Here is a 20,731-nt window from a genome sequence, read left to right on the forward strand (position 1 = left end):
TCACCGAAGAACTTCGTGATCGCTGCAGTCAGCGAGGTCTTGCCATGGTCAACGTGACCGATGGTGCCGATGTTAACGTGGGGCTTCGTACGTTCGAATTTGCTCTTAGCCATCGCCGTTGTTCTCTTCGTTCTAGAACCGCTCAAGCGCCAGCGCAAAAGCCGATCGGCTTCGGGGCCAGCATTTATGCCAAAACGGAACGGCGAACCGCCCGTCGATGATTCCTTACACGCCTATCCGCTCTTGAAAACTGGAGCGGGTAACGGGAATCGAACCCGTGTATTCAGCTTGGAAGGCTGCTGCTCTACCATTGAGCTATACCCGCATACTCTAAACTCTGATCCGACAGTGGTGGAGGAAGTTGGATTTGAACCAACGTAGGCTTAGCCAACGGATTTACAGTCCGTCCCCTTTAACCGCTCGGGCATTCCTCCTAATATCACTATCAGCAGAGTCGAGTAACTAGGCATTTTCGTGAAGCAGTCGGTTGGCTGTTGGCCGCGCCGTCGCTCCACGGGGGGCCTTATGACGATAAGCGCTTCCCCTGTCAACAGGGTAAAAGCGAAAAGAATGCATGCCTATCCACAGTTTGGCCAAAGCATTCCGGAAGACCGGGCTCGCCCATGCATTCCGACATGCGGAAAAATCGGGATATGCGGGCTTTCGCCTCTTAATAGGCAGCCATAACAGCCTGATAGCATTTACAGGGCAAACAGCTATCTTCCCTCTCCTATAAGAGTTATAAGCGCGCCATGACCGATCAAAACACGCCCCGCACCCCTAAAGATACACATTATGCGCGCCTGCGCCGCCAGCATCGCGACCAGAAGGCCCTCGCAGAAGGCAAGGCACCGCACAGACCACAGCGCCCGTCTATTTCAGCCAGCGCCGTCGCGGATGGCACCGTGCGCCTTTACGGGCTGCATACGGTGCGCGCAGCCGTTGAAAACCCTGCCCGCAGGATTCTGCGTATGCGCGCGACGCGCAATGGTTTTGCGCGGCTTGAAATCGGAGAAGCCGATTCGCTCCCCTTCCCGGTCGAGATTGTCGACCCGAAGGATATCGACAAGGAAACCGGTTCCGACGCCGTGCATCAGGGCGTGATGATCGAAGCCGAGCCGCTGCGCGCCAAGAAACTCTCTGAATTGCGGGAAAGCCCGCTTTTGCTGGTGCTCGATCAGGTAACCGATCCGCATAATGTCGGCGCCATCATGCGCTCTGCTGTGGCTTTTGGCGCGGGTGCGCTGATCACAACCAGCCGCCACAGTCCGCAGGAAACTGGCGTTCTGGCCAAGGCTGCCTCCGGCGCGCTGGAAATGATTCCACATATTGAGGTCAGAAACCTCGCCGAAGCGATTGAAGAGCTACACGCTCTGGGTTTCCAGACCATCGGCCTTGATTCGGAAGGCCCGCAGGAAATGGAAGCAGCGCTTGCCGGTGGACGAATCGCACTGGTTCTCGGCGCGGAAGGCAAAGGCCTGCGCCAGAAGACGCGGGAAACAGTGACCGCGCTTGCCCGCCTCGACATGCCCGGCGAAATCAAATCGCTGAACGTCTCAAACGCCGCAGCGATTTCGCTTTATGCGGCGGAGCGTTATCTGCGCAATCGTTGATTCGGTTTTCATGCGCCGTATCGGCAATCCCGACCGGCGCATGGAGTTTGCGAACGAACTGATTCAAGCGGTCGCAATATAGGTGCGAATTTCTTCGGCTTCGCGTTCCACATCTTCGATTCGCCGTTTCACGACGTCACCGATGGAGATGATTCCGACAAGCTTGCCGTGTTCTTCAACCGGCATATGTCTGAAACGGCTACGCGTCATGATTTCCATGACCTGATTGATCGTGTGATGTTCCCGGCAGACCTGCACTTTTGCGGTCATGACCTCGGCAACCGGCATGGCCATCGCGCCGCTTTCCTTGAGGGACAGCGCCCGGACCACGTCGCGTTCGGAAAGAATGCCTTTGATATGACCGGCCTCGTCGCAAACCACCAGAGCGCCGATCTTGTGTTGGTTCAACATGGCGACGGCGTGGGAAAGCGTGTCGGCAGGTGCGATGACGACAACGTCTCTGCCCTTATGTTCGAGAATCGATCTTACTGTCATGCCAAGTCCCTCCAAAGATTTAGCATTCGCTGTTTCAGGCGCTCAAACACCTGAAAACAGAACGCAGCTCCTCCCGCCGCGTTCCATGATGGTGCGCTTTGATTGCCCGATTAGCAAGTACCATAAAACTGGGAGGTAACTCTTCTAACGCCTTAGAACCGCGTCATAGCTGCGCGGACGATCCAGCAGCGAAATCCCGAAGAAACCGGCGATAAAACCGCCAATATGTGCTTCCCAGGCGATGCCCGACAGATCAGCCCCGCCGGTCGTGTAAATGCCGGTGATGATATTGATCACGAACCAGACGCCAACGAAGGTGATGACCGGTTTCAGCGTCAGCGTTAAGCCGACCGGCAGCACAGGACCGGCAAATTCCGCGCGTCGTCCAGCATTCACGCGCCTGAACCCATAGCGCGCCGAAGCACCCATCATGCCGGAAATCGCGCCCGATGCTCCAACCAGCGGCGTCACGCTATCCGGATAAATCGCGTAATGGGTCAATCCGGCGATGATCGCCGTGAAAATCCAGAAAATGATCATGCGCGCGGTTCCGATTCGCCCGGCGAGCGGAGAGCCGAAGGCGGCGAGCCAGATCATATTGACCACGATATGCTCGATACCGCCATGCATGAAGGAATAGCTGATCAAAGTGAACAGGCCTGCCGGGTCAGAAAAACCGCCAGCCATTGAGAACCGCGCCGGGATCAGTGAGAAGTTCAGCATGAACTCATAGTTCTGCTGCTCGCTGATCAGGTAGTTCTCATAAACATAGACCGCCACGCAGATGCCGATCAGCGCGATCACCACGCCTGGAATATTGAAGATCGGCTCACTTCCGCCGGAACGACCGCGATTATCCTGCATTTCCGGTTGCGGAAGGACCATGAACACTGCTTTCCAGATTGCGAAACCGCGATGGGGCCAATGAGGCCCGGAAACGAAAATCGGCCCGGTCGGACCGTTCGCGTGGCGAAACCAGCATTTGATAAGATAGAAATCGTTAAAAATAAAGGCCAGTGGAGGTCAACCACCGGCCCTGATGCGAACCAGCGAGATTCGCAAAATTAACGACTGGATCTCAGAAAAACACAAATCAAGACAACGGCTTCATCTGATGTGTTCATCAAACGCCTGTGCTCTTGCCATTGCAACAGTTACTTGCCGTTAACCTTAACAGCTGAGCGCCGTGGATGAAGAAAGGGTTAAGCTGGCATCCGCGCCGTTAATACTATTTTAATGGTCGTGAGACGGAGCCACGGCGCTTCGAAATCGATCAACAGTCCCAATTCACCCAGAATCAAACGAACGGCGCACGATGAAACACCGCAGCACGATCGCGATATTCAGCGAATGGCAGCGACTGGCCTTTGATCGCAATGACGATCTGGAGCACGGCTTTCAAGCGCCGCAGCGGACCGATATCGAACCGCGTCGGCTTGGACGGCATTTGTCCGATCTTTTTTTCGTAGAAGCCGATGAAAATGGCGAACTTGTCTTTCGTCTTGGCGGTACACGAATCTGCACCCTGTTCGGTCGCGAGTTGAAAGGTGTGCGCCTTTTATCCCTGTGGCCGGAGCGCGACCGCCCTGCCCTCAGCGAACTGGCGCAGAATGTCAGCGCAATGCAGATCCCCGCACTTAGCCTGCATGATGGAATCAGCCTTTCGGGCCGCAGTCTCAGCTTTGAAATGCTGCTCGCGCCCTTAGAAGCGAGCAACGGTCGCTTGGGCCTGATGGGCAGCATCGCCGTTCTGGACAATGTGACCTGGGCGGGTGCCGACCCTCTGGTGCTCGGCCATCTCAATCACATCGAGCCGATTGCACCGGATGTGGCGCTTGCCGACGAAGCGGTAAAGGCGGCGATCTTTACGGTCAATGCATCGAATCGCACCCGTCAGTGGACGGAAACCCGATTGGCAACACCACCCATGCGCAAGGCGCCGCATCTGCGCGTCATCAATGGCGGCAAAGCTTGAAATCGCGTTTCTCTTTTGCGCCGAACTGCTTTAAGTATAATATAAATAACAGCTTATTGGCGAAAGACTGAGATGGGCCAGCTTCAATGAGGGGATTCGCGGCGGCATCACCTGCAAACAGCGGGCGGCAGGATAATTTCAATGCCGTGAACGTTGATCTCAACGGTCGCTATATGCTCGAAAATCGCAACGAGTATCCTTGTGTCCTGAAGCGCATGTCGCCCGGCACTGCCTTGATGACCGGTATCGCCACGCCGCGTAATGGCGAGCGTATCATTGCCTATATCGATCATGTCGGGCGCATCGAAGGTACGGCCTACCAGATTTCGGCGGAAGGCTTTCATCTTCTCCTCACCAATACCGCGACCAAGAAGGACAAGCTTTCGGCGCAGCTGACATGGCTTGCCAATCGGCATGAACTCTCGCTGCCGGAAGATCGCCGCCATGAGCGTGTCGTTCCGCGCAAGTCGCATCAGAATGTCACCTTCCCGGATGGCACCCAATTGCTCTGCCGCATCGCCGACTTGTCGCTTTCGGGCGCGGCTATCGAATGCGATGTCAAACCGGCGATCAAGAGCGGCGTCCTGCTTGGGCCGATCCGCGGACGGGTCGTGCGCCATTTCGCAGACGGTTTCGCCATCGAGTTCGCCACAATCCAGACCAGCACGACGCTCGACAGTCTTTTCAGCTAAACTTTGTACGGCTGAAAAGATGAACGCGCGTCAAGGTTACGGATTGGCAAACCGCCCGCGCGGGTATAAACAGTAAAATATCGCGAAAACCCGCGTTTTCGGGCTGAATTGGCCGCTTTCTTTACAAAAACTTTCAATATTCCGCGCAGTTTTAATCGAATTTGACTCGCATTTTCGCGCTCAAATTTGCGCGCCTTCAAATTGTCCCGGTCATTTTGATCTCCAACAGGGAGATAAAAGAATGACCAAGCAAACCATCATCGCAGCGATCCTTCTGCTGCTCGGCGTCGGACTGGCGCAAGCAGCGAACCCGGCATCAAAATCGCCATGGATGAGCACCGGCGAACGCACCTCGCAGCCAATCGGGCATTATGAATTTTGCGAGCGCTACCCGGCTGAGTGCAAGATCGTCAGCCGCAACACCAATGCTCTCAAGCTGACGCCGAAGCTCTGGCAGCAGATCATTGCCGTCAATGACAGCGTGAACACGCGAATCAAGCCAGCCACCGACATGGAAGTCTGGGGTCGCGAAGAATATTGGGAATATCCGGTAACCGCCGGCGACTGCGACGACTACATGCTGGAAAAGCAGCGCGAACTGATGGCGCTTGGCATTCCTGCCAACACGCTTCTGTTCACCGTCGTTCGCCAGCCGAATGGCGATGGCCACGCCGTCCTGACGCTTCGCACCGACCGCGGCGATTTCATTCTCGACAATCTCGATGAGCGCGTTCTGGCCTGGAACAAGACCGACTACACCTACCTGAAGCGTCAGTCGACCGCGAACAGCGGCAGTTGGGTTTCGATCAAGGATGACCGCGACATTCTCGTCGGCAGCATCAAAAACTGATCAGACACCGATGAAGTTCAAAGGACGGGTCGCCAGTCTCCCTCTGGCCCCGTCCTTTTTAAATATCAAACCGTCAGGCCGGTTCCATGCCGCGCATGAAGGAATGCCCCTTCTCCACATAATGCTTGGCGGATTGCTTCAGCTTTTCCACCGCAACCTCGTCCAGTCCACGCAAAACGCGCGCTGGCGAGCCGACAACCAGCGAGTTGTCCGGAATTTCCTTGCCCTCCGTCACCAGAGCCCCGGCTCCGATAAGGCAGTTCTTGCCGATCTTCGCGCCATTGAGCACAATGGCTCCCATGCCGATCAGGGTGTTCTCACCGATGGTGCAGCCATGCAGGATCGCCCGATGGCCGATGGTGCAGCCCGCGCCAATCGTCAGCGGATAGCCGATATCGGTATGCATGACGCAAAGTTCCTGCACATTGGTGTCGTCGCCGATGGCAATCACCTCATTATCGCCGCGCAGGACGGCGCCGAACCAGAAGCCCACATTTTCGCCCACGACGACCTTGCCGATCAGTGTCGCATCCGGTGCAATCCAGTTGCTGGCGCGGTCTGCGAATTGCGGCTTGTGTCCGTTATAAGCATATATCGGCATGTGGGCTCCTCCATCAGAATGTCTTCATGAAAAGAGCTAAGCTTTTTTTGGATGAGGGACAAGCGCGGCTTCACCCTCCGTTAACCATAAAAGACCAATAATCGCTGCAATATCATCAGCATGGCCTTCCCGCCAATGGACAGCGCAATCGAAACTACCACGACAAAAGATGGCAATCGGCTCTTCGTCCGCATCTTGCTGGTTGTTGTCGTGCTTGTTGTGGCTTCCGTTGCGATCAATATTGGTGGTCGCCTGCTTGGCCCAATGATCGCGCGCGGCGGCCATTCCGACAGCACGCATCTCTATAAAGTGCTGATCGGCAACAATGTCCTGTCAATGCCAGCCAATATGATCCGCTTTTCCAATCAGCGGCGGGACGGTCTGACAACGCGCCTCGATCTCTACGCGCGCTGGCCCGGACTGACCGGCTATACGGAAGCAGACCGGGCAATCTTCAATCTGCTCACGCCGAAGCGCCAATTGCTATTCATGTCGATTGAAGAGCGCACCATGTCCCGCGACATGAGCGGACGCTATCTGCCGATCTATGCTGCGCTGATCGATCCGGAGGGTGAATCTCTCCCGGGAGGACTGATGGTCCACCGGTTTCTGGAAGGCAGTGGTTATACCGGAGAAGAACTGGTCCTCTCCGATATCGCAAGCGGTAATCCGGCCTTCGTCGCCCGTTGCATGAGCGATGCATCAGCGGAAAATTTCAACGCCTGCGAGCGCGATATCCAGTTTGGAAAAGGGCTGCAGATTCTCTATCGTTTTCCCCGCGATATGCTGGCCGAGTGGAAAACACTCGATGAAGCCATGCGACAGTTCGCAACCGGGCACTTGTTGGGGAATGACTAAACAAAACGCCCTCTCCGCAAAGCGGAAAGGGCGTCAGATCGTCGGGCTGTGACGGATCATCATGGACAACTCTCGAAAAATCTCGCGATTTTTCCCAAGCCGCGCCTTAGAGATCGACGTCGAGAATAGCCATCGAGAAATTGTAGGACAGTTCGCCTTCGTCCTCATCCTTGTAGATCAGGCCCAAAAACTCGTCGTCAATATAAAGCTCGGCCGAGTCGTTCTTGCGCGGGCGCGCCTTCACCTGAAGGCCCTGATTGTTGAAGGTCCGTTTGAAATAGGCGTCCAGTTTTTTTAGTTCTTCGGGTTTCAACCGGCTTCTCCTGATATTGAATTCAAGCCGGTTTATTGCACCCGGGCTTTTGTGATGTAAACCCCTGGGGGAGTAGTCCCTCGGGGTTTTAGCGCCTAACCACCGCTTTCGACAAAATATAGGCCGCTCGCGGAGAAAAACCAGCAAGCGGCCCGGATTCTGTGCATTCGGCGTTTGCGCGATTAAATGCCGTCACCCAGCACGCCGTCGCCCAGCAACTGGTCCATGACGCGGGACGGTTCAGCGCAGCCCGTATCACCGATGATCTTGGCAGGAACACCGGCAACCGTGACATTATTCGGTACAGGCTTGACGACGACAGAACCCGCCGCGACCTTCGAGCAATGCCCCACTTCGATATTGCCGAGAATCTTCGCGCCCGCGCCGATTAGAACGCCATGGCGAATCTTGGGATGACGATCACCGCTCGACTTGCCGGTGCCGCCGAGCGTGACGCCATGCAGGATCGACACATTGTCTTCGATCACCGCGGTCTCGCCGACGACCAGCCCGGTCGCGTGATCGAGGAAAAGCCCGCTGCCCAATTGCGCTGCCGGGTGAATGTCGGTCTGGAAGATCGAAGACGAACGGCTCTGGAGATAAAAGGCAAAATCCCGGCGGCCCTGATGATAGAGCCAATGCGCCAGACGGTGCGTCTGGATTGCATGAAAGCCTTTCAGGTAGAGGATCGGGTCCATGAAACGGCTATAGGCCGGGTCGCGGTCGTAAACGGCCTGAATATCCACGCGAACAGTCTGCGACCATTCCGGATTGGCGTCCAGCATCACATCGAATGTCTGGCGCAGAATATCGGCGCTCAAATCGGCATGACCGAGGCGTTCCGCGATGCGGTGCATGACCGCATCTTCAAGGCTCGGCTGATTAAGGATAGTCGCGTAAAGAAAGGCTCCAAGCACGGGATCGGACTTGGCGGCTTCCTCCGCTTCAGCGCGGACCGAGTGCCAGATTGGATCAACTTGCCCAAGGCTGGCATTCACTTTAGCAGTTGAGCGAATAGACATAGATATACTCCGGTTTTGCACCGCGCAGGCCAGACGAAAGCCGAATTTCCGGCATGGCTCCGCGCCGCAATACGAGTTCGGCGCGCAGCATAACTGAAAATGCTTTGCCTTGACACCGCAGAAATTGACACAGGCCTCAAAGGAAGATCAGAGCGGATTTTCCGCGAGAAACTCCAGAACCGCCTTCTTGTAGACCTTGTCGCCGACAGCCAGCATGTGGTCGCGCCCCGGAATATCGAGCGCCTGACCGTTCGGCAGCAAATCCGCCAGTTCCTGCGGATTACCGGCAATATCGTCGGTCGTGCCGACGGCAACCAGCACCGGCTGCATGATGCGCGCAATGGCTTCCGCCGGAACCAGTTCCTTCGAGGTGATCACACAGGCGGCCAGCGCGATGCGGTCGCTCTTGGTCTGGTCGGCGAATTTGCGGAACATCTGCCCGCGCGGATGGGTGATCGTCGTCGGATCTTCGGCCAGAAGCGCCTCGCCGATCGGCTCCCAGTCGCCAGCGCCGGTGACCATGCCGATGCCCAATCCGCCAAAGATTGCGCTGTGAACCCGCTCGGGATGCTCGATAGCCAGAAAAGCGGTGATCCGCGCGCCCATCGAATAGCCCATCACATGCGCCTTTTCGATGCCCAGATGATCGAGCAGCGCTGCTGCATCGCCTGCCATCTTGGTCGGCGTATAATCATCCGCGTTGTGGCTTTTGGCCGAAAACCCATGTCCGCGATCGTCGATGGCGATAACGCGATAGCCTGCCTCGGTCAGAGTCCGGAACCAGCCGGGCGAAACCCAATTGACAAGGCTCGACGACGCAAAGCCGTGGATCAGCAGGATCGGATCGCCTTCTCCATCCTGACGATATGCAAGACGCAAGCCGTCATGGTCGAAATATTCGATATCGAGGGCACTCAACTGTTTATTCCTTATGATTGTTCCGTCGGCGGTGTTCGGCGCGATTTCAGGATCGACACGCGCCGCATATCACGCGATGGACAGCTCTGTCGCCCTTCTTGATGCCCGTGCGCTTTACCGTACCGGCCAGAAGCTCGACAACAAAGGCTGCGGGAACCTCGGATGAAATGATATCTTCCGAATAGGGCACCGCATTTTCATGGATTGCCGTGACACGGCCCTTCTCGTCAAGGAAAACCATGTCGAGCGGCAGCGGGGTGTTCTGCATCCACATCATGACGCGGCGCATCTCACCGAAGATGAAGATCATCGCGCGGTCCTTGGGAAAATCGGTGCGCCACATCAGCCCGCGCACACGCGCATCGTCAGAATCCGCCACTTCCAGTGCGAAGGGGAGTTTATTGCCCTTGGCCGTAATGAAGGTCAGCGGCGCGGCATCCACCGGCAGCCGCATCGGCTGCTTTTCCTGCGCCTGCGCGCCAAAAGCTCCAAATAAAAATGCGATAACAAAAAATAATCGAGCCATACTCAACCCACGCCAAAAACCTGCAATTCGGGCGGGGAGATTATCAACGCGGTATAATGGGGACAAGAGACGAAGACCCACCCCTCACCGCCTTTTGACCGAGAACGTCAAGGGCAGTTCACAGGGCGATGTGGATTGTCTCCACACATAGCCGCTCCCAAAGGATTTCACTGTGGGATGACATGCTCAATTTGATGTAAATCAGTGCGAAACCGGGATAGCCGTGCCGATATCTGGGTGAATTTCAGCAGCCATCAGGCCCTTGTCGCCCGTGCCGAAGCGAATAAGCACAACCTGACCCGGGCGCAGTTCCATCATGCCGAAACGGCGCAGCGTTTCCATATGGATGAAAATATCCTCGGTGCCCTCACCGCGGGTGAGAAAGCCGAAGCCCTTGGTACGGTTGAACCACTTGACGATGACACGCTCAAGGCCGCTCGACGGGGTAACCGTCACATGGGTGCGCTGCGGCGGCATCTGCGCCGGATGAACCGCTGTGGATGTGTCCATCGAGAGAACACGGAAACATTGCAGGCCGCGATCGCCATTGCGAACTTCGCAGACGATACGTGCGCCTTCCAGCGCCGTCTGGAAGCCATCGCGACGAAGCGACGTCACATGAAGCAGGATATCGTTCAGGCCCGGCTGATCCGGCACAATGAAACCGTAGCCCTTGGCCACGTCGAACCATTTGATATGGCCCGATATTTCAATGATATCGCCCAGCTCTTCCGAGGCGTGCTGGCTGTGAAACTGGTCATTCGACACAGACTTGTCCGCCATGCGTTCGCCCCTCCTCTATTCTTCCGTTGCGATTCAAAGCTGATTCTTGTCCAAAGAATAACACTTCCTTAACCGGAGGCGGCAAGCCTAAACTTTTGTTCTCCCCCGAGATCATCACAGACTTTGTGTTTCCATGGTTAGCGCACCTGCCGCAAAGCCTCGAAACCGGCTTCATTTCGGGACATATGGCAACGACGCTCGAGGGCAATTCCCCAATTGATGTTTTTTGCCGACATTGCGCGTGACTGCACCTTACCAGAAATCAAAACCCAAAGAGGAAAGTGGAAAAGCGCCCGCTATTTGCTATATCCCTTCGCGAGCCCCAAACGCTTCGCCACATGCTGGAAATGCTTCAGGAGAATAAAATGCGCTATTTGCACACGATGGTTCGAATCCGCGACATCGACGAATCACTCGATTTCTACGTGAATAAATTCGGCCTTGAAGAAACCCGTCGCATCGAAAACGAAAAAGGGCGCTACACGCTGATCTTTCTTGCCGCTCCGGGCGATGCTGAACGCGCCAAGTCAGAGCGCGCACCGACCATCGAACTGACCTATAACTGGGATCAGGAAGCCTATACGGGCGGGCGCAATTTCGGCCACCTCGCCTATGAAGTGGACGATATCTACGCCACCTGTCAGAAGCTGCAGGATGCCGGAATCACCATCAACCGCCCACCACGCGACGGCCACATGGCTTTCATCAAGTCGCCGGATGGCATATCCATCGAACTGATCCAGAAGGGCGAGCGCCTCGCACCGCAGGAGCCATGGGCTTCCGCCGAGAATGTCGGCAGCTGGTAAAACACTCTGCTTGCACGCATTATCCTGCGCGAAAACCGCTTCGCAGTTTCGCGAGAAATGCTTAAACGAAAAAAGCCCGGTCTCGCGACCGGGCTTTTTTTGATTAGAACGCTTATTCCGTTCCCTGAATGGCTGCGAGCAGCCAATCTCCGCCGTCAACGCGGGTGAAGGTCCAGATTTCGGTGCTTTCGACCGGCTCGTTCGGGTTGCCTTCGACAACCGCGCCCGTGTTGCGGTCAAGCATGAGGTCGATTGCGGAGTAGCGGATCGCCACGGTGGCATATTCGACATTGCCTTCACGCCAGGCTTCCGAAACATCGCCCTGAAGCAGCTTCACGTCCTTCACTTCGTTGCGCATACCGCTGGAAGCAATTTCACCCAGTTCTTCCGCCAGATAGGACATGGCTTCCGGCGTGGTCAGCTTGCGGAGCGCTGCGTAATCCTCGCGGCCATAGGCACTCTGGATTTCCGAAAGCATCTGCTCGAAACGATCAAGCTCTTCCTGTCCGACATCCATCGGTTCATCTTCAACAGCCTGAGCCACCGGCTCTTCAGCCTGCTTGGCGCCCGCGCCGAATGGATTGACCGAAGGCGTGCGACCGCCGAAGTTGCCAGCCTGCTGTGGCGCGGCGCTCTTGGCTGCGCCGAAAGGCTGCGCTGAACCAAAAGGCTGAGCGTTGGCATTGCCAGCGCCTGCCGTTGCGGTCGCGCCCTGACGACGATTGGCAAACATGCGCATGACGAACATTGCGATCAGCGCAATCACGCCCACCTGCAACAGAAGACCGAACATGCCAGCGAGACCACCGAGGCCGTTACCGAGCATCATACCGATCAGACCGCCAACGAGCAGGCCGCCCAACATGGAGCGACCGAAATTGCCAAACATGCCACCCGCACGTGCCGGAGCCGCATTCTGCGCGCCAGCGGCGGCAGGACGGGTCGTCTGCGTTGCGCCGGTATTCGGCGTCATTGAACGTTCAATTGGTGCTGCATTATTCGGTGCGGTGCGCGTCGGCGCAGGCGCCTGATAGGTACGCGCCCCACGGCTGCCAAAACCGCCTCCGCCTGCACGGCGAGCCTCGGCGAAATCGACAGCGGCGAATGAGGCGATCAGGCCCAGAACCATCGCGGCGGTCAGTTTTGTCAGGCGGTTTCCGAAACCCGGCATTGTTTACTCCCATTTAGAGACATGACTGAATGTTTAAATCATTGCACATATGGGAATTGCCCCCCGTTCTTCACAAGGGCGTGAACTCAAAAAAATCGAGAAATTTCAAATGCGGTCAAAGCGGCTTTGCCGCATCCAGAATCTGGATTTGCGGCGAGACCGAACCGTTCCAATGGTTGAGCGACAGGTTGCCGACCACATGAACGCTCTGCCCGATATTGTTGAACAGAAAGCGCCCGAGATCGCCTTCCGCCACACGAAACGCAATGGCATTGACCCGCTTGCCATCGGCGCCGCGTAAGACGACGCGCACATGGTCGCGACCGACACCACGCACATCGGCCAGCACATGATGCGGTAGGGCCAAAGTTGGCTGCGGATGGGCGGAACCGTAAGGTCCGGCCTTCTGCAAGGCTTCATAAAGCGAAACAGTCGCGCCGGAAGCGGCAAGCGCGCCATCGATGGAAAGGCTCTGATTTTCACGGAGACGCGCAACGATATGGGCGGATTCGTCTTCCAGATAGGCACGAAGCGCGCCAAGCTTGGCCCGTTCAATGGTGATGCCGGCCGCCATGGCGTGGCCACCGCCCTTGACAAGCAGCCCGCGCTCCATCGCGCCGCGCACCAGTCTGCCAAGGTCCAGACCGCTGATCGAGCGCCCCGAACCGGAGCCGACGCCATTGGCATTGAAAGCGATAGCGAAGGCAGGTCGCCGTGCCTTTTCCTTCAATCGCGATGCCAGCAGGCCAACGATGCCCGGGTGCCAGCGTTCACTGGCCGTCACGATCACCGAAGCGCCTGCACCGCCGGAAATCTCAAGCGATGCTTCCGCTTCGGCTTCCAGAAGCATTTCCGCTTCCATCGCCTGACGTTCCTGATTGAGCCGGTCGAGTTCGATGGCGATGCGATCTGCCATCGATGGATCGTCGAGCGTCAACAGCCTTGCGCCCAGTCCGGCATCGCCAATGCGACCGCCCGCATTGATGCGCGGACCGATGAGATAGCCAAGATGGAAGACATTGATCGGCTCGCCGATACGGGACACCCGCGCAAGCGCCGCCAATCCGGCATTGCTCTGCGCTCGCGCAACCAGCAAACCTTTGACGACGAAGGCGCGATTGACGCCTTGCAGCGGCACCACATCGCAAATCGTTGCCAGCGCGACGAGATCAAGCAGCGACAACAGATCAGGTGCAGCACCTTTGCCGCGCTCGCGCAATATCTTGGTGACCTGTACCAGCGTCAGGAACACAACGCCCGCAGCGCAAAGATGGCCCTGTTGCGAAATATCGTCTTCGCGGTTCGGGTTGACGATGGCCACCGCATCTTCCGGCAGATCGCCGCCCACCTGATGGTGATCGAGCACGACCACATCCGCCCCAGCCTGTTTGGCTGCACTGATTGAGGGCGCGCTGTTCGTGCCGCAGTCCACGGTGACGATCAGGCTCGCGCCTTTGGAAACCAACTCGCGCATGGCATCGGGATTTGGGCCGTAACCCTCGAAAATCCGGTCAGGAATATAGATCGAATGCTGGATGCCGTAATGCTTCAGAAAACGCGCCATCAGCGCCGATGAACAGGCACCATCCACGTCATAGTCGCCGAAGATCGCAACGGTCTCGCGGCGCTCGATGGCATCGGCAATGCGGCCTGCCGCGCTCTCCATATCGGTCAACGTGGCCGGGTCGGGCATGAGATTGCGCAGTGTGGGATCAACGAATTCCGGCGCGCCTTCCACCGTTACGCCCCGCCCCGCCAGAACCCGCGCCACCAGATCGGAAATGCCGTGATGCTGGGCAATGGCAAGCGCGGTGTTGGATTCGCGCAAGCCCAGTCGATCCACCCATTTCTGGCCGGTTGCAGATTGTTTTATTCCAAGGAAAAGGCGCTCTGTCGTCATAAACTCTTAAAGACACAAAAGGCGGCATCTTTGCAATGCCGCCCGCAATTTATCAGCCGTGCCCAACCTTAATTGTCGCGCGCTGCCCGGGCCAGTCCGTGCGCCACGAGCCGGTCAATGACCTCGGGATAGCTGACGCCACTCACCGCCATGACTTTCGAATACATGCTGATATTGGTGAAGCCCGGTATGGTATTCAGCTCATTGATCAAATACCGCATGTCCGGCGTCACGAAGAAATCGACACGCGCCATGCTGTCACAACCGAGCGCTCGAAACGCCCGCGCCGCGACCGCCTGAAGTTCGGTCTCGATATCCGCCGGCAACTCTGCCGGGACTTTCAGCGCCGCACCGTCTTCATCAATATATTTGGCATCATAGCTATAAAAACCGTGGCTTTCTGCCGGGACTATCTCGCCCGTTCGCGACACGAACAGGCCGTGATTCTCGTCCTCCAGCACTGCGCATTCGATTTCGCGGCCTTGTATGAACTCTTCCGCCAGAAGCTTGGCGTCGTGCCTGAAACCTTCCGCCAGCGCCTTTTGATAATCGGCTTCTGTCTGAACCTTACTGACACCGACAGATGACCCCTGGCGCGCGGGCTTGATGAAGATCGGCAGGCCGAGTGCTTCGATCAGCACATCGAAGGATGGAACCGTGTCGCGCGTAATCGTCATGGCGCGCGCCACCGGGATGCCCGCTTCGGACAGCAGGCGCTTGGCAATATCCTTGTCGAGCGCATTGGCTGAACCACAGATACCGCAACCCGCCATCGGCACACGCGCCACTTCGGTCAGCCCCTGCACGCTGCCATCCTCGCCGTGAAGCCCGTGCAAGACCGGGAAGACGATATCGATCCGCGCCAGTTCATAAGGCAAACCGTTTTCGGGCAGCGCAACAGCGCGTCCCTTGCCGCCCGGCAGCAATGACACTTCAGTACCGTGTTCGGGCCGTTCCAGCTTGCCGCCTGCAAAACTCGCCAAAAGCCATTGCCCCTCATGGGTGACATAGATCGGAATGGCTTCATATTTCGCGGGATCCAACGCAGTCATGACATTTGTTGCGGAAAGAACCGACACCTCATGCTCGGCGGAACGCCCGCCAAAGAGTACCGCGATCCGTAGCTTGTTCGGCGTTTCGGTCATGCCCACTCCATTTTTTCATCAAAGGTGATTGAACACAGTCGCGATCAAAATGACAAATCTTTGGCCAAAGCATCTGCGCAAGGCTCCATAAACAGAAATCCCGAAAAGCGCGGGGCTTTTCGGGATTTGCCGGTTCGTCGTGATGTTCGACGCGATTGGGTTCTTTATTTTATCGCATTATCCGACGCAAAACCGCTTCGCACTTTTGCTGGAAATGCTCTAGAACTTCGACAGATCCTGATGGCGAGCCTTGATTTCGCGCACGGTCTGCGAGCTCGAGCGCATCACGATAGTATGCGTTTGGATGTAATCACGGGCGAATTTCACGCCAGAAAGCATGTTGCCGTCCGTCACGCCGGTGGCGGCGAAGAGCACGTCGCCTTTGGCCATTTCTTCCATCGTGTAGACCTTTTTGGGATCCGAGATGCCCATCTTCAGCGCACGGGCGACTTTCTCGTCCGTGTTCAACTGGAGACGGCCCTGCATCTGGCCGCCGATGCAGCGCAGAGCTGCCGCAGCCAGCACGCCTTCCGGTGCGCCGCCGATGCCGATATAAATGTCGATGCCGGTTTCATCCGGATTGGTCGTGTGCATCACGCCTGCAACGTCGCCGTCGCCAATCAGGCGGATTGCAGCGCCTGTCGCGCGCACTTCTTCGATCAGGCGTGCGTGGCGCGGGCGGTCCATGATGCAAGCCGTGATTTCATGCGGCTTTACACCCTTCGCCTTGGCGATGGAGTTGATGTTTTCCGTTGCGCTGGCGTCGAGATCGACAACGCCCTTCGGATAGCCCGGGCCAACGGCGATCTTTTCCATGTAGACGTCGGGCGCATAAAGCAGATTGCCCTTCTCGGCGATGGCGATGACCGCCAGCGAGTTCGGCAGGTTCTTCGCGCAGATCGTCGTGCCTTCCAGCGGATCGAGCGCGATATCGACATCCGGCCCCTGCTTGGTGCCGACTTCTTCACCGATATAGAGCATTGGCGCTTCGTCGCGCTCGCCTTCGCCGATCACCACAGTGCCGGAAATCGGCAGACGGTTCAGTTCCTGACGCATGGCGTCAACAGCAGCCTGATCGGCAGCCATCTCGTCACCACGCCCCCGCAGCCGCGCTGCTGCCACTGCTGCGCGTTCGGCTACACGGACCAGTTCCAGTGTGAGAATGCGATCCAGTCCGTGGGGGTGCTGCTCTGCGGTGTTGGCCATTTGAACAAGTCCTGAATTCGAATTGCGTTGATGCGCCACAAGGGGCGCCGTGCCGCGTTTATAGCGACAGTATGCGAACCTTTTGTCAAAGTCCCCGGTGCCCTGCAAGAGCCCGAAAGCTAAAAACTATGTGCGCTCAATTGCTTAATCGATTTAAGGACTACACGCTTCGTTGCATGTCATGGCCGGGCGTGAACTGGCCTGCGCAACATCATGGTGCAATCGGCCACGAATAATCATGGCAGATCGCACAGCGCGACACTCGATTTAGCCTGCGCGCTCGATACGTATCATCTGCGGCTTATCCACCAGATGGTCGTCCTTGAGGATCGCTTCCAGCGCTTTCTTGACGGCTGCTTCCGTCGTCTCATGCGTGACGAGGATGACAGTCTTGATGCCTTCCTGCTGCATGTCGCCCATCGGCGGACGCTGCACGATCGACTCAAGCGAAATGTCGTTTTCGGCCATGCGCTTGGCGATACCGGCAAAGGCGCCGATGCGGTCAAGAACCGTCAGACGAATAAAATAACCGCCCGCATGCTTGCGCATCTTGGCGCGCTTATAAGGCTGCAAGGCCTTGGCAGGCGTGCCGAAAACAGGACCATGCTGGAAGCCCGGACGGCTCTTGGCGATATCCGCGATATCGCCGATGACTGCGGACGCCGTCGCATTGCCGCCCGCACCCGGACCAGACAGAAGAAGCTCGCCCAGAAGATCGGTCTCGATGGCAACCGCATTGGTCACGCCATGCACCTGCGCAATCACCGACGAGGTTGGAACCATGGTCGGATGCACGCGCTGCTCAATGCCGGTATCGGTCTTCTGCGCCACCCCCAGAAGCTTGATGCGGTAACCCAGTTCATCGGCGGCGCGAATATCGGCGAGCGAAATATTGCTGATGCCTTCAAGATAAATATCGTCGGCAGCAATCTGCGTACCAAAGGCAAGGCTGGTCAACAGCGCAAGCTTGTGCGCCGTGTCGTTGCCTTCGATATCGAAAGTCGGGTCGGCTTCGGCATAGCCCAAACGCTGCGCGTCTTTCAGGCAGGCCTCGAACGAAATGCCCTCTTCCCACATCCGGGTCAGGATGTAGTTGCAAGTGCCGTTCATGATGCCATAGACGCGCGAAACCGTATTACCGGTCAGCGACTCACGCATCGCCTTGATGACCGGAATGCCACCGGCGACCGCCGCTTCGAAGTTGAGAAGAACGCCCTTGTCTTCGGCGATTTTCGCCAGAGCGACGCCATGGCGTGCCAGAAGCGCCTTGTTGGCGGTCACGACATGACGACCAGCGCGCAAAGCGGCTTCAACAGAAGCCTTGGCCGGGCCATCATCACCACCGATAAGCTCGACATAAACGTCGATATCGGCAGACTTGGCCAGTTCAACTGGATCGTCGAACCAGTCGATACCGTTCAGGTCAACGCCACGGTCACGCGAGCGATCTCGGGCGCTGACGGCGGTAATAGTCACCGGCTTACCGCATTGGCGGGTGAGCATTTCGGACTTGTCACGCAGGATACGCAACACTGAAGCGCCAACGGTGCCAAGCCCCGCAACGCCGATCCGCAATGCATCACTCATTATATCGACCTTCTGACTCTGATTGTGTGGATGTAGTGGATTTTTGGTAGGTGGGAGTTCTGGCCGCGCGCTTGTCACGGCCAGAAAGGAAGAACCCGGAATGGCGCTTAGCGGCGGCCTTCCAGCGGGATCACATTGTGCAGGTTTTCGTCCTTGGTGGCGAGGAAACGCTTGATGTTGCGCGCTGCCTGACGAATGCGATGTTCGTTTTCGACCAGAGCGATACGCACATAATCATCGCCGTGCTCGCCAAAGCCAATGCCCGGAGCAACGGCCACATCGGCCATTTCCACCAGTAGCTTGGAGAATTCGAGCGAGCCAAGAGCGCGGAAGCGTTCCGGGATCGGCACCCAGGCGAACATCGTCGCTGCTGGTGGCGGAACATCCCAGCCTGCACGGCTGAAGCTTTCAACCAGCACATCGCGGCGCTGCTTATACACATCGCGAACATAGGCAATGTCGGAACCGTCGCCGTTAAGCGCAGCGGTTGCCGCCACCTGGATCGGCGTGAATGCGCCGTAATCGAGGTAGGATTTCACACGCGTCAGAGCAGCAATCAGGCGTTCATTGCCGACCGCAAAGCCCATGCGCCAGCCCGGCATCGAGAATGTCTTCGACATGGAGGTGAACTCGACCGCAACATCCATGGCGCCCGGCACTTCGAGTACGGACGGGGGCGGATTGCCGTCAAAATAGATTTCCGAATAGGCCAGATCCGACAGGATGACGATGTCATGCTTGCGCGCAAAGGCCACGACATCCTTATAGAAGTCGAGCGTTGCCACATAAGCCGTCGGATTGGACGGGAAATTGAGGATCAGCGCAATCGGCTTTGGAATCGAGTGCTTCACGCCCCGCTCCAGTGCCGGGATGAAGTTGTCATCCGGCTTGGCCTGAATTGAACGGATCACGCCGCCCGACATGATGAAGCCGAAGGAATGGATCGGATAGGTCGGGTCCGGGCAAAGCACCACATCGCCCGGCGCCGTGATGGCCTGCGCCATGTTGGCGAAGCCTTCCTTGGAGCCAAGCGTGGCGACAACCTGCGTGTCCGGGTTGAGCTTCACGCCGAAACGGCGGGCATAATATTGCGCCTGCGCACGGCGCAGCCCCGGAATGCCCTTCGACGAGGAATAACGATGCGCGCGCGGGTCCTGAACAGCCTCGCACAGCTTGTCGACGATATTCTGCGGCGTCGGCAGATCGGGATTTCCCATCCCAAGATCGATGATGTCGGCCCCGCCCGCTCGCGCCGATGCCTTCAGGCGATTGACCTGTTCAAAGACATAAGGGGGCAAGCGACGGACTTTATGGAATTCTTCCGACATGATCCTGTTCCAAAAGGAGAGTTAACGATAGGACGCATTATTGCGCCGTGGGTGGAGCTATACACCTGTTATCGAATCGGGTCGAGACTTCTTGCCGCGCCGTTTCGAACGTGGCCTTCCGTGCCGATGAAGGGCTTATTCTTCCCCGGATTCGATCTGCTTCAGGGTAGCTTCCGATTCAGCCTGCGCTTGCTTGCGCATGGCCTCAGCCTGTGCGGGGGTAAAACCGCCGCCAGACGTTCTCGATGCCGCAAGACGCGTGCGATCGGAATCGAGTTTTGCAGTCATCTGCTGCTTTTCTTCCGGTGTGATCTGCTCGGTTGCAGCCTTCGGCATACGACCGAATGTCGGATAGACGCCGGTGCGCAATGCGCCTTCCTGCGGAACGCCCTGAAATTCCTTCCCACCGGCACAGGCAGTGAGCATCGCTGCGGCGGTTAATGCCAGCATGAGATGGGCGATCTGCCGCGTGCTCTTGGTCATATGTCTGATCCCGGTTCTGCCGTTGAGGCTGCCGCACAAGTCGCGACAGAATATACTTCCGAAGGGATAGCACCAAGTCGATGCATTATGTCAACAAGCGATTGGCCCAATTCCGACATTTGGCCTGCCGAAGCCGCTTATTTCGATAGGAGCAGCGCTCTGATCCTCAAAAGATTACACAAAGTAATATTTCGTTACTAACGGGTTAATCCTTAACCCCACGGAATAATGCATAGTGCCTGTCGTATAAAATGCACTTCGATAGTTGCCTTCACGGCATAAAAAACTTAAAAATTGGCAACAATTGCAGATCAGGTGATTTGCACACTGCTAAAATTGGCTCACTGAGAAACTGGGAAAGCCACTTTAACGCATTGATATAATGGAGTTTGTTTCCCTAAGCTTCTATTGGGCTTTGACAGGGGACTGTGGGAGAAATCACTTTTGTGATTGGTTCCA

Annotated in this window: 22 protein-coding genes and 2 tRNA genes; 6 read left to right on the plus strand and 18 right to left on the minus strand. The window is 57.0% G+C overall.

What is annotated here, in order from left to right; genetic code table 11:
- From D8666_RS03415 to D8666_RS03430, 3 genes are all read right to left on the minus strand, one after another.
- Positions 1–113 (minus strand): GTP-binding protein (locus D8666_RS03415; protein WP_247886308.1); only part of this gene is annotated, 113 nt, incomplete at its 3' end.
- Between the two features lie 138 nt (positions 114–251).
- Positions 252–325: transfer RNA gene (locus D8666_RS03425), tRNA-Gly, on the minus strand.
- A gap of 24 nt (positions 326–349) precedes the next feature.
- Positions 350–434, minus strand: a tRNA-Tyr gene (locus D8666_RS03430).
- 318 nt (positions 435–752) lie between these two features.
- Here D8666_RS03430 and rlmB point away from each other — a divergent pair.
- Positions 753–1,613, plus strand: a complete 861-nt coding sequence (gene rlmB, locus D8666_RS03435; protein WP_109369238.1) for a 23S rRNA (guanosine(2251)-2'-O)-methyltransferase RlmB — start codon at positions 753–755, stop codon at positions 1,611–1,613.
- 63 nt (positions 1,614–1,676) lie between these two features.
- Here the strand turns inward: rlmB and D8666_RS03440 are convergent, their stop codons facing one another.
- Positions 1,677–2,108, minus strand: coding sequence for a CBS domain-containing protein (locus D8666_RS03440; RefSeq protein WP_109369239.1), 432 nt, complete (start codon positions 2,106–2,108; stop codon positions 1,677–1,679).
- 144 nt (positions 2,109–2,252) lie between these two features.
- Entirely contained in the window at positions 2,253–2,993 is a 741-nt protein-coding gene (locus D8666_RS03445) for a rhomboid family intramembrane serine protease (protein ID WP_109369240.1), read from the minus strand.
- Between the two features lie 430 nt (positions 2,994–3,423).
- On the opposite strand from D8666_RS03445, the gene D8666_RS03450 reads away from it, so the two are divergent.
- The 3 genes from D8666_RS03450 to D8666_RS03460 all read left to right on the plus strand — a co-directional run bounded on the left by D8666_RS03450 (position 3,424) and on the right by D8666_RS03460 (position 5,625).
- On the plus strand, positions 3,424–4,083 hold the full coding sequence (locus D8666_RS03450) for a PAS domain-containing protein (RefSeq protein ID WP_109369241.1): 660 nt from the start codon (positions 3,424–3,426) through the stop codon (positions 4,081–4,083).
- 86 nt (positions 4,084–4,169) lie between these two features.
- Entirely contained in the window at positions 4,170–4,775 is a 606-nt protein-coding gene (locus D8666_RS03455; protein WP_109369242.1) for a PilZ domain-containing protein, read from the plus strand.
- 241 nt (positions 4,776–5,016) lie between these two features.
- Positions 5,017–5,625 carry a transglutaminase-like cysteine peptidase gene (locus D8666_RS03460; RefSeq protein ID WP_109369243.1) on the plus strand — a complete coding sequence of 203 codons (609 nt, stop codon included), beginning with the start codon at positions 5,017–5,019 and terminating at the stop codon, positions 5,623–5,625.
- 73 nt (positions 5,626–5,698) lie between these two features.
- Here D8666_RS03460 and D8666_RS03465 read toward each other — a convergent pair whose 3' ends face one another.
- Positions 5,699–6,226 carry a gamma carbonic anhydrase family protein gene (locus D8666_RS03465; RefSeq protein WP_109369244.1) on the minus strand — a complete coding sequence of 176 codons (528 nt, stop codon included), beginning with the start codon at positions 6,224–6,226 and terminating at the stop codon, positions 5,699–5,701.
- Between the two features lie 135 nt (positions 6,227–6,361).
- Between D8666_RS03465 and D8666_RS03470 the strand changes: the two genes are divergently transcribed.
- Positions 6,362–7,084, plus strand: coding sequence for a hypothetical protein (locus D8666_RS03470; RefSeq protein WP_109370253.1), 723 nt, complete (start codon positions 6,362–6,364; stop codon positions 7,082–7,084).
- A gap of 106 nt (positions 7,085–7,190) precedes the next feature.
- On the opposite strand, the gene D8666_RS03475 is transcribed toward D8666_RS03470, so the two are convergent.
- The 5 genes from D8666_RS03475 to D8666_RS03495 form a co-directional block, all read right to left on the minus strand.
- Entirely contained in the window at positions 7,191–7,397 is a 207-nt protein-coding gene (locus D8666_RS03475) for a DUF3126 family protein (protein ID WP_078339271.1), read from the minus strand.
- 182 nt (positions 7,398–7,579) lie between these two features.
- Positions 7,580–8,419 (minus strand): serine O-acetyltransferase, encoded by an 840-nt coding sequence (gene cysE, locus D8666_RS03480; protein ID WP_109369245.1) that lies wholly within the window; start codon positions 8,417–8,419, stop codon positions 7,580–7,582.
- Positions 8,420–8,566: 147 nt separating this feature from the next.
- Positions 8,567–9,337, minus strand: coding sequence for an alpha/beta fold hydrolase (locus tag D8666_RS03485; RefSeq protein WP_109369246.1), 771 nt, complete (start codon positions 9,335–9,337; stop codon positions 8,567–8,569).
- Positions 9,338–9,383: 46 nt separating this feature from the next.
- Complete coding sequence (locus D8666_RS03490) at positions 9,384–9,863, minus strand: DUF192 domain-containing protein (protein ID WP_109369247.1); 480 nt, start codon at positions 9,861–9,863, stop codon at positions 9,384–9,386.
- Positions 9,864–10,064: 201 nt separating this feature from the next.
- Positions 10,065–10,646: a cold-shock protein gene (locus D8666_RS03495; protein ID WP_109369248.1), complete on the minus strand. Its 582-nt coding sequence runs from the start codon at positions 10,644–10,646 to the stop codon at positions 10,065–10,067.
- Between the two features lie 365 nt (positions 10,647–11,011).
- On the opposite strand from D8666_RS03495, the gene gloA reads away from it, so the two are divergent.
- The gene (gene gloA, locus D8666_RS03500; protein WP_109369249.1) at positions 11,012–11,452 is read left to right on the plus strand and encodes a lactoylglutathione lyase; all 441 of its coding nucleotides are present in this window, start codon (positions 11,012–11,014) and stop codon (positions 11,450–11,452) included.
- A gap of 112 nt (positions 11,453–11,564) precedes the next feature.
- Here the strand turns inward: gloA and D8666_RS03505 are convergent, their stop codons facing one another.
- The 7 genes from D8666_RS03505 to D8666_RS03535 form a co-directional block, all read right to left on the minus strand.
- The gene (locus D8666_RS03505; protein WP_109369250.1) at positions 11,565–12,623 is read right to left on the minus strand and encodes a Tim44 domain-containing protein; all 1,059 of its coding nucleotides are present in this window, start codon (positions 12,621–12,623) and stop codon (positions 11,565–11,567) included.
- Positions 12,624–12,738: 115 nt separating this feature from the next.
- Positions 12,739–14,523 carry a single-stranded-DNA-specific exonuclease RecJ gene (gene recJ / locus D8666_RS03510; RefSeq protein ID WP_121536329.1) on the minus strand — a complete coding sequence of 595 codons (1,785 nt, stop codon included), beginning with the start codon at positions 14,521–14,523 and terminating at the stop codon, positions 12,739–12,741.
- Positions 14,524–14,591: 68 nt separating this feature from the next.
- On the minus strand, positions 14,592–15,668 hold the full coding sequence (locus D8666_RS03515; protein WP_109369252.1) for a D-alanine--D-alanine ligase family protein: 1,077 nt from the start codon (positions 15,666–15,668) through the stop codon (positions 14,592–14,594).
- 219 nt (positions 15,669–15,887) lie between these two features.
- The gene (gene glpX / locus D8666_RS03520; RefSeq protein WP_109369253.1) at positions 15,888–16,874 is read right to left on the minus strand and encodes a class II fructose-bisphosphatase; all 987 of its coding nucleotides are present in this window, start codon (positions 16,872–16,874) and stop codon (positions 15,888–15,890) included.
- A 267-nt stretch (positions 16,875–17,141) separates the two neighbouring features.
- Positions 17,142–18,461 carry a homoserine dehydrogenase gene (locus D8666_RS03525; RefSeq protein ID WP_109369254.1) on the minus strand — a complete coding sequence of 440 codons (1,320 nt, stop codon included), beginning with the start codon at positions 18,459–18,461 and terminating at the stop codon, positions 17,142–17,144.
- 107 nt (positions 18,462–18,568) lie between these two features.
- Positions 18,569–19,789 carry an LL-diaminopimelate aminotransferase gene (locus D8666_RS03530; RefSeq protein ID WP_109369255.1) on the minus strand — a complete coding sequence of 407 codons (1,221 nt, stop codon included), beginning with the start codon at positions 19,787–19,789 and terminating at the stop codon, positions 18,569–18,571.
- Between the two features lie 135 nt (positions 19,790–19,924).
- Positions 19,925–20,272, minus strand: a complete 348-nt coding sequence (locus D8666_RS03535) for a hypothetical protein (protein ID WP_109369256.1) — start codon at positions 20,270–20,272, stop codon at positions 19,925–19,927.
- Between the last annotated feature and the right edge of the window lie 459 nt (positions 20,273–20,731).

It is taken from the genome of Ochrobactrum soli (assembly GCF_003664555.1).
Classification (GTDB): Bacteria; Pseudomonadota; Alphaproteobacteria; order Rhizobiales; family Rhizobiaceae; genus Brucella; species Brucella teleogrylli.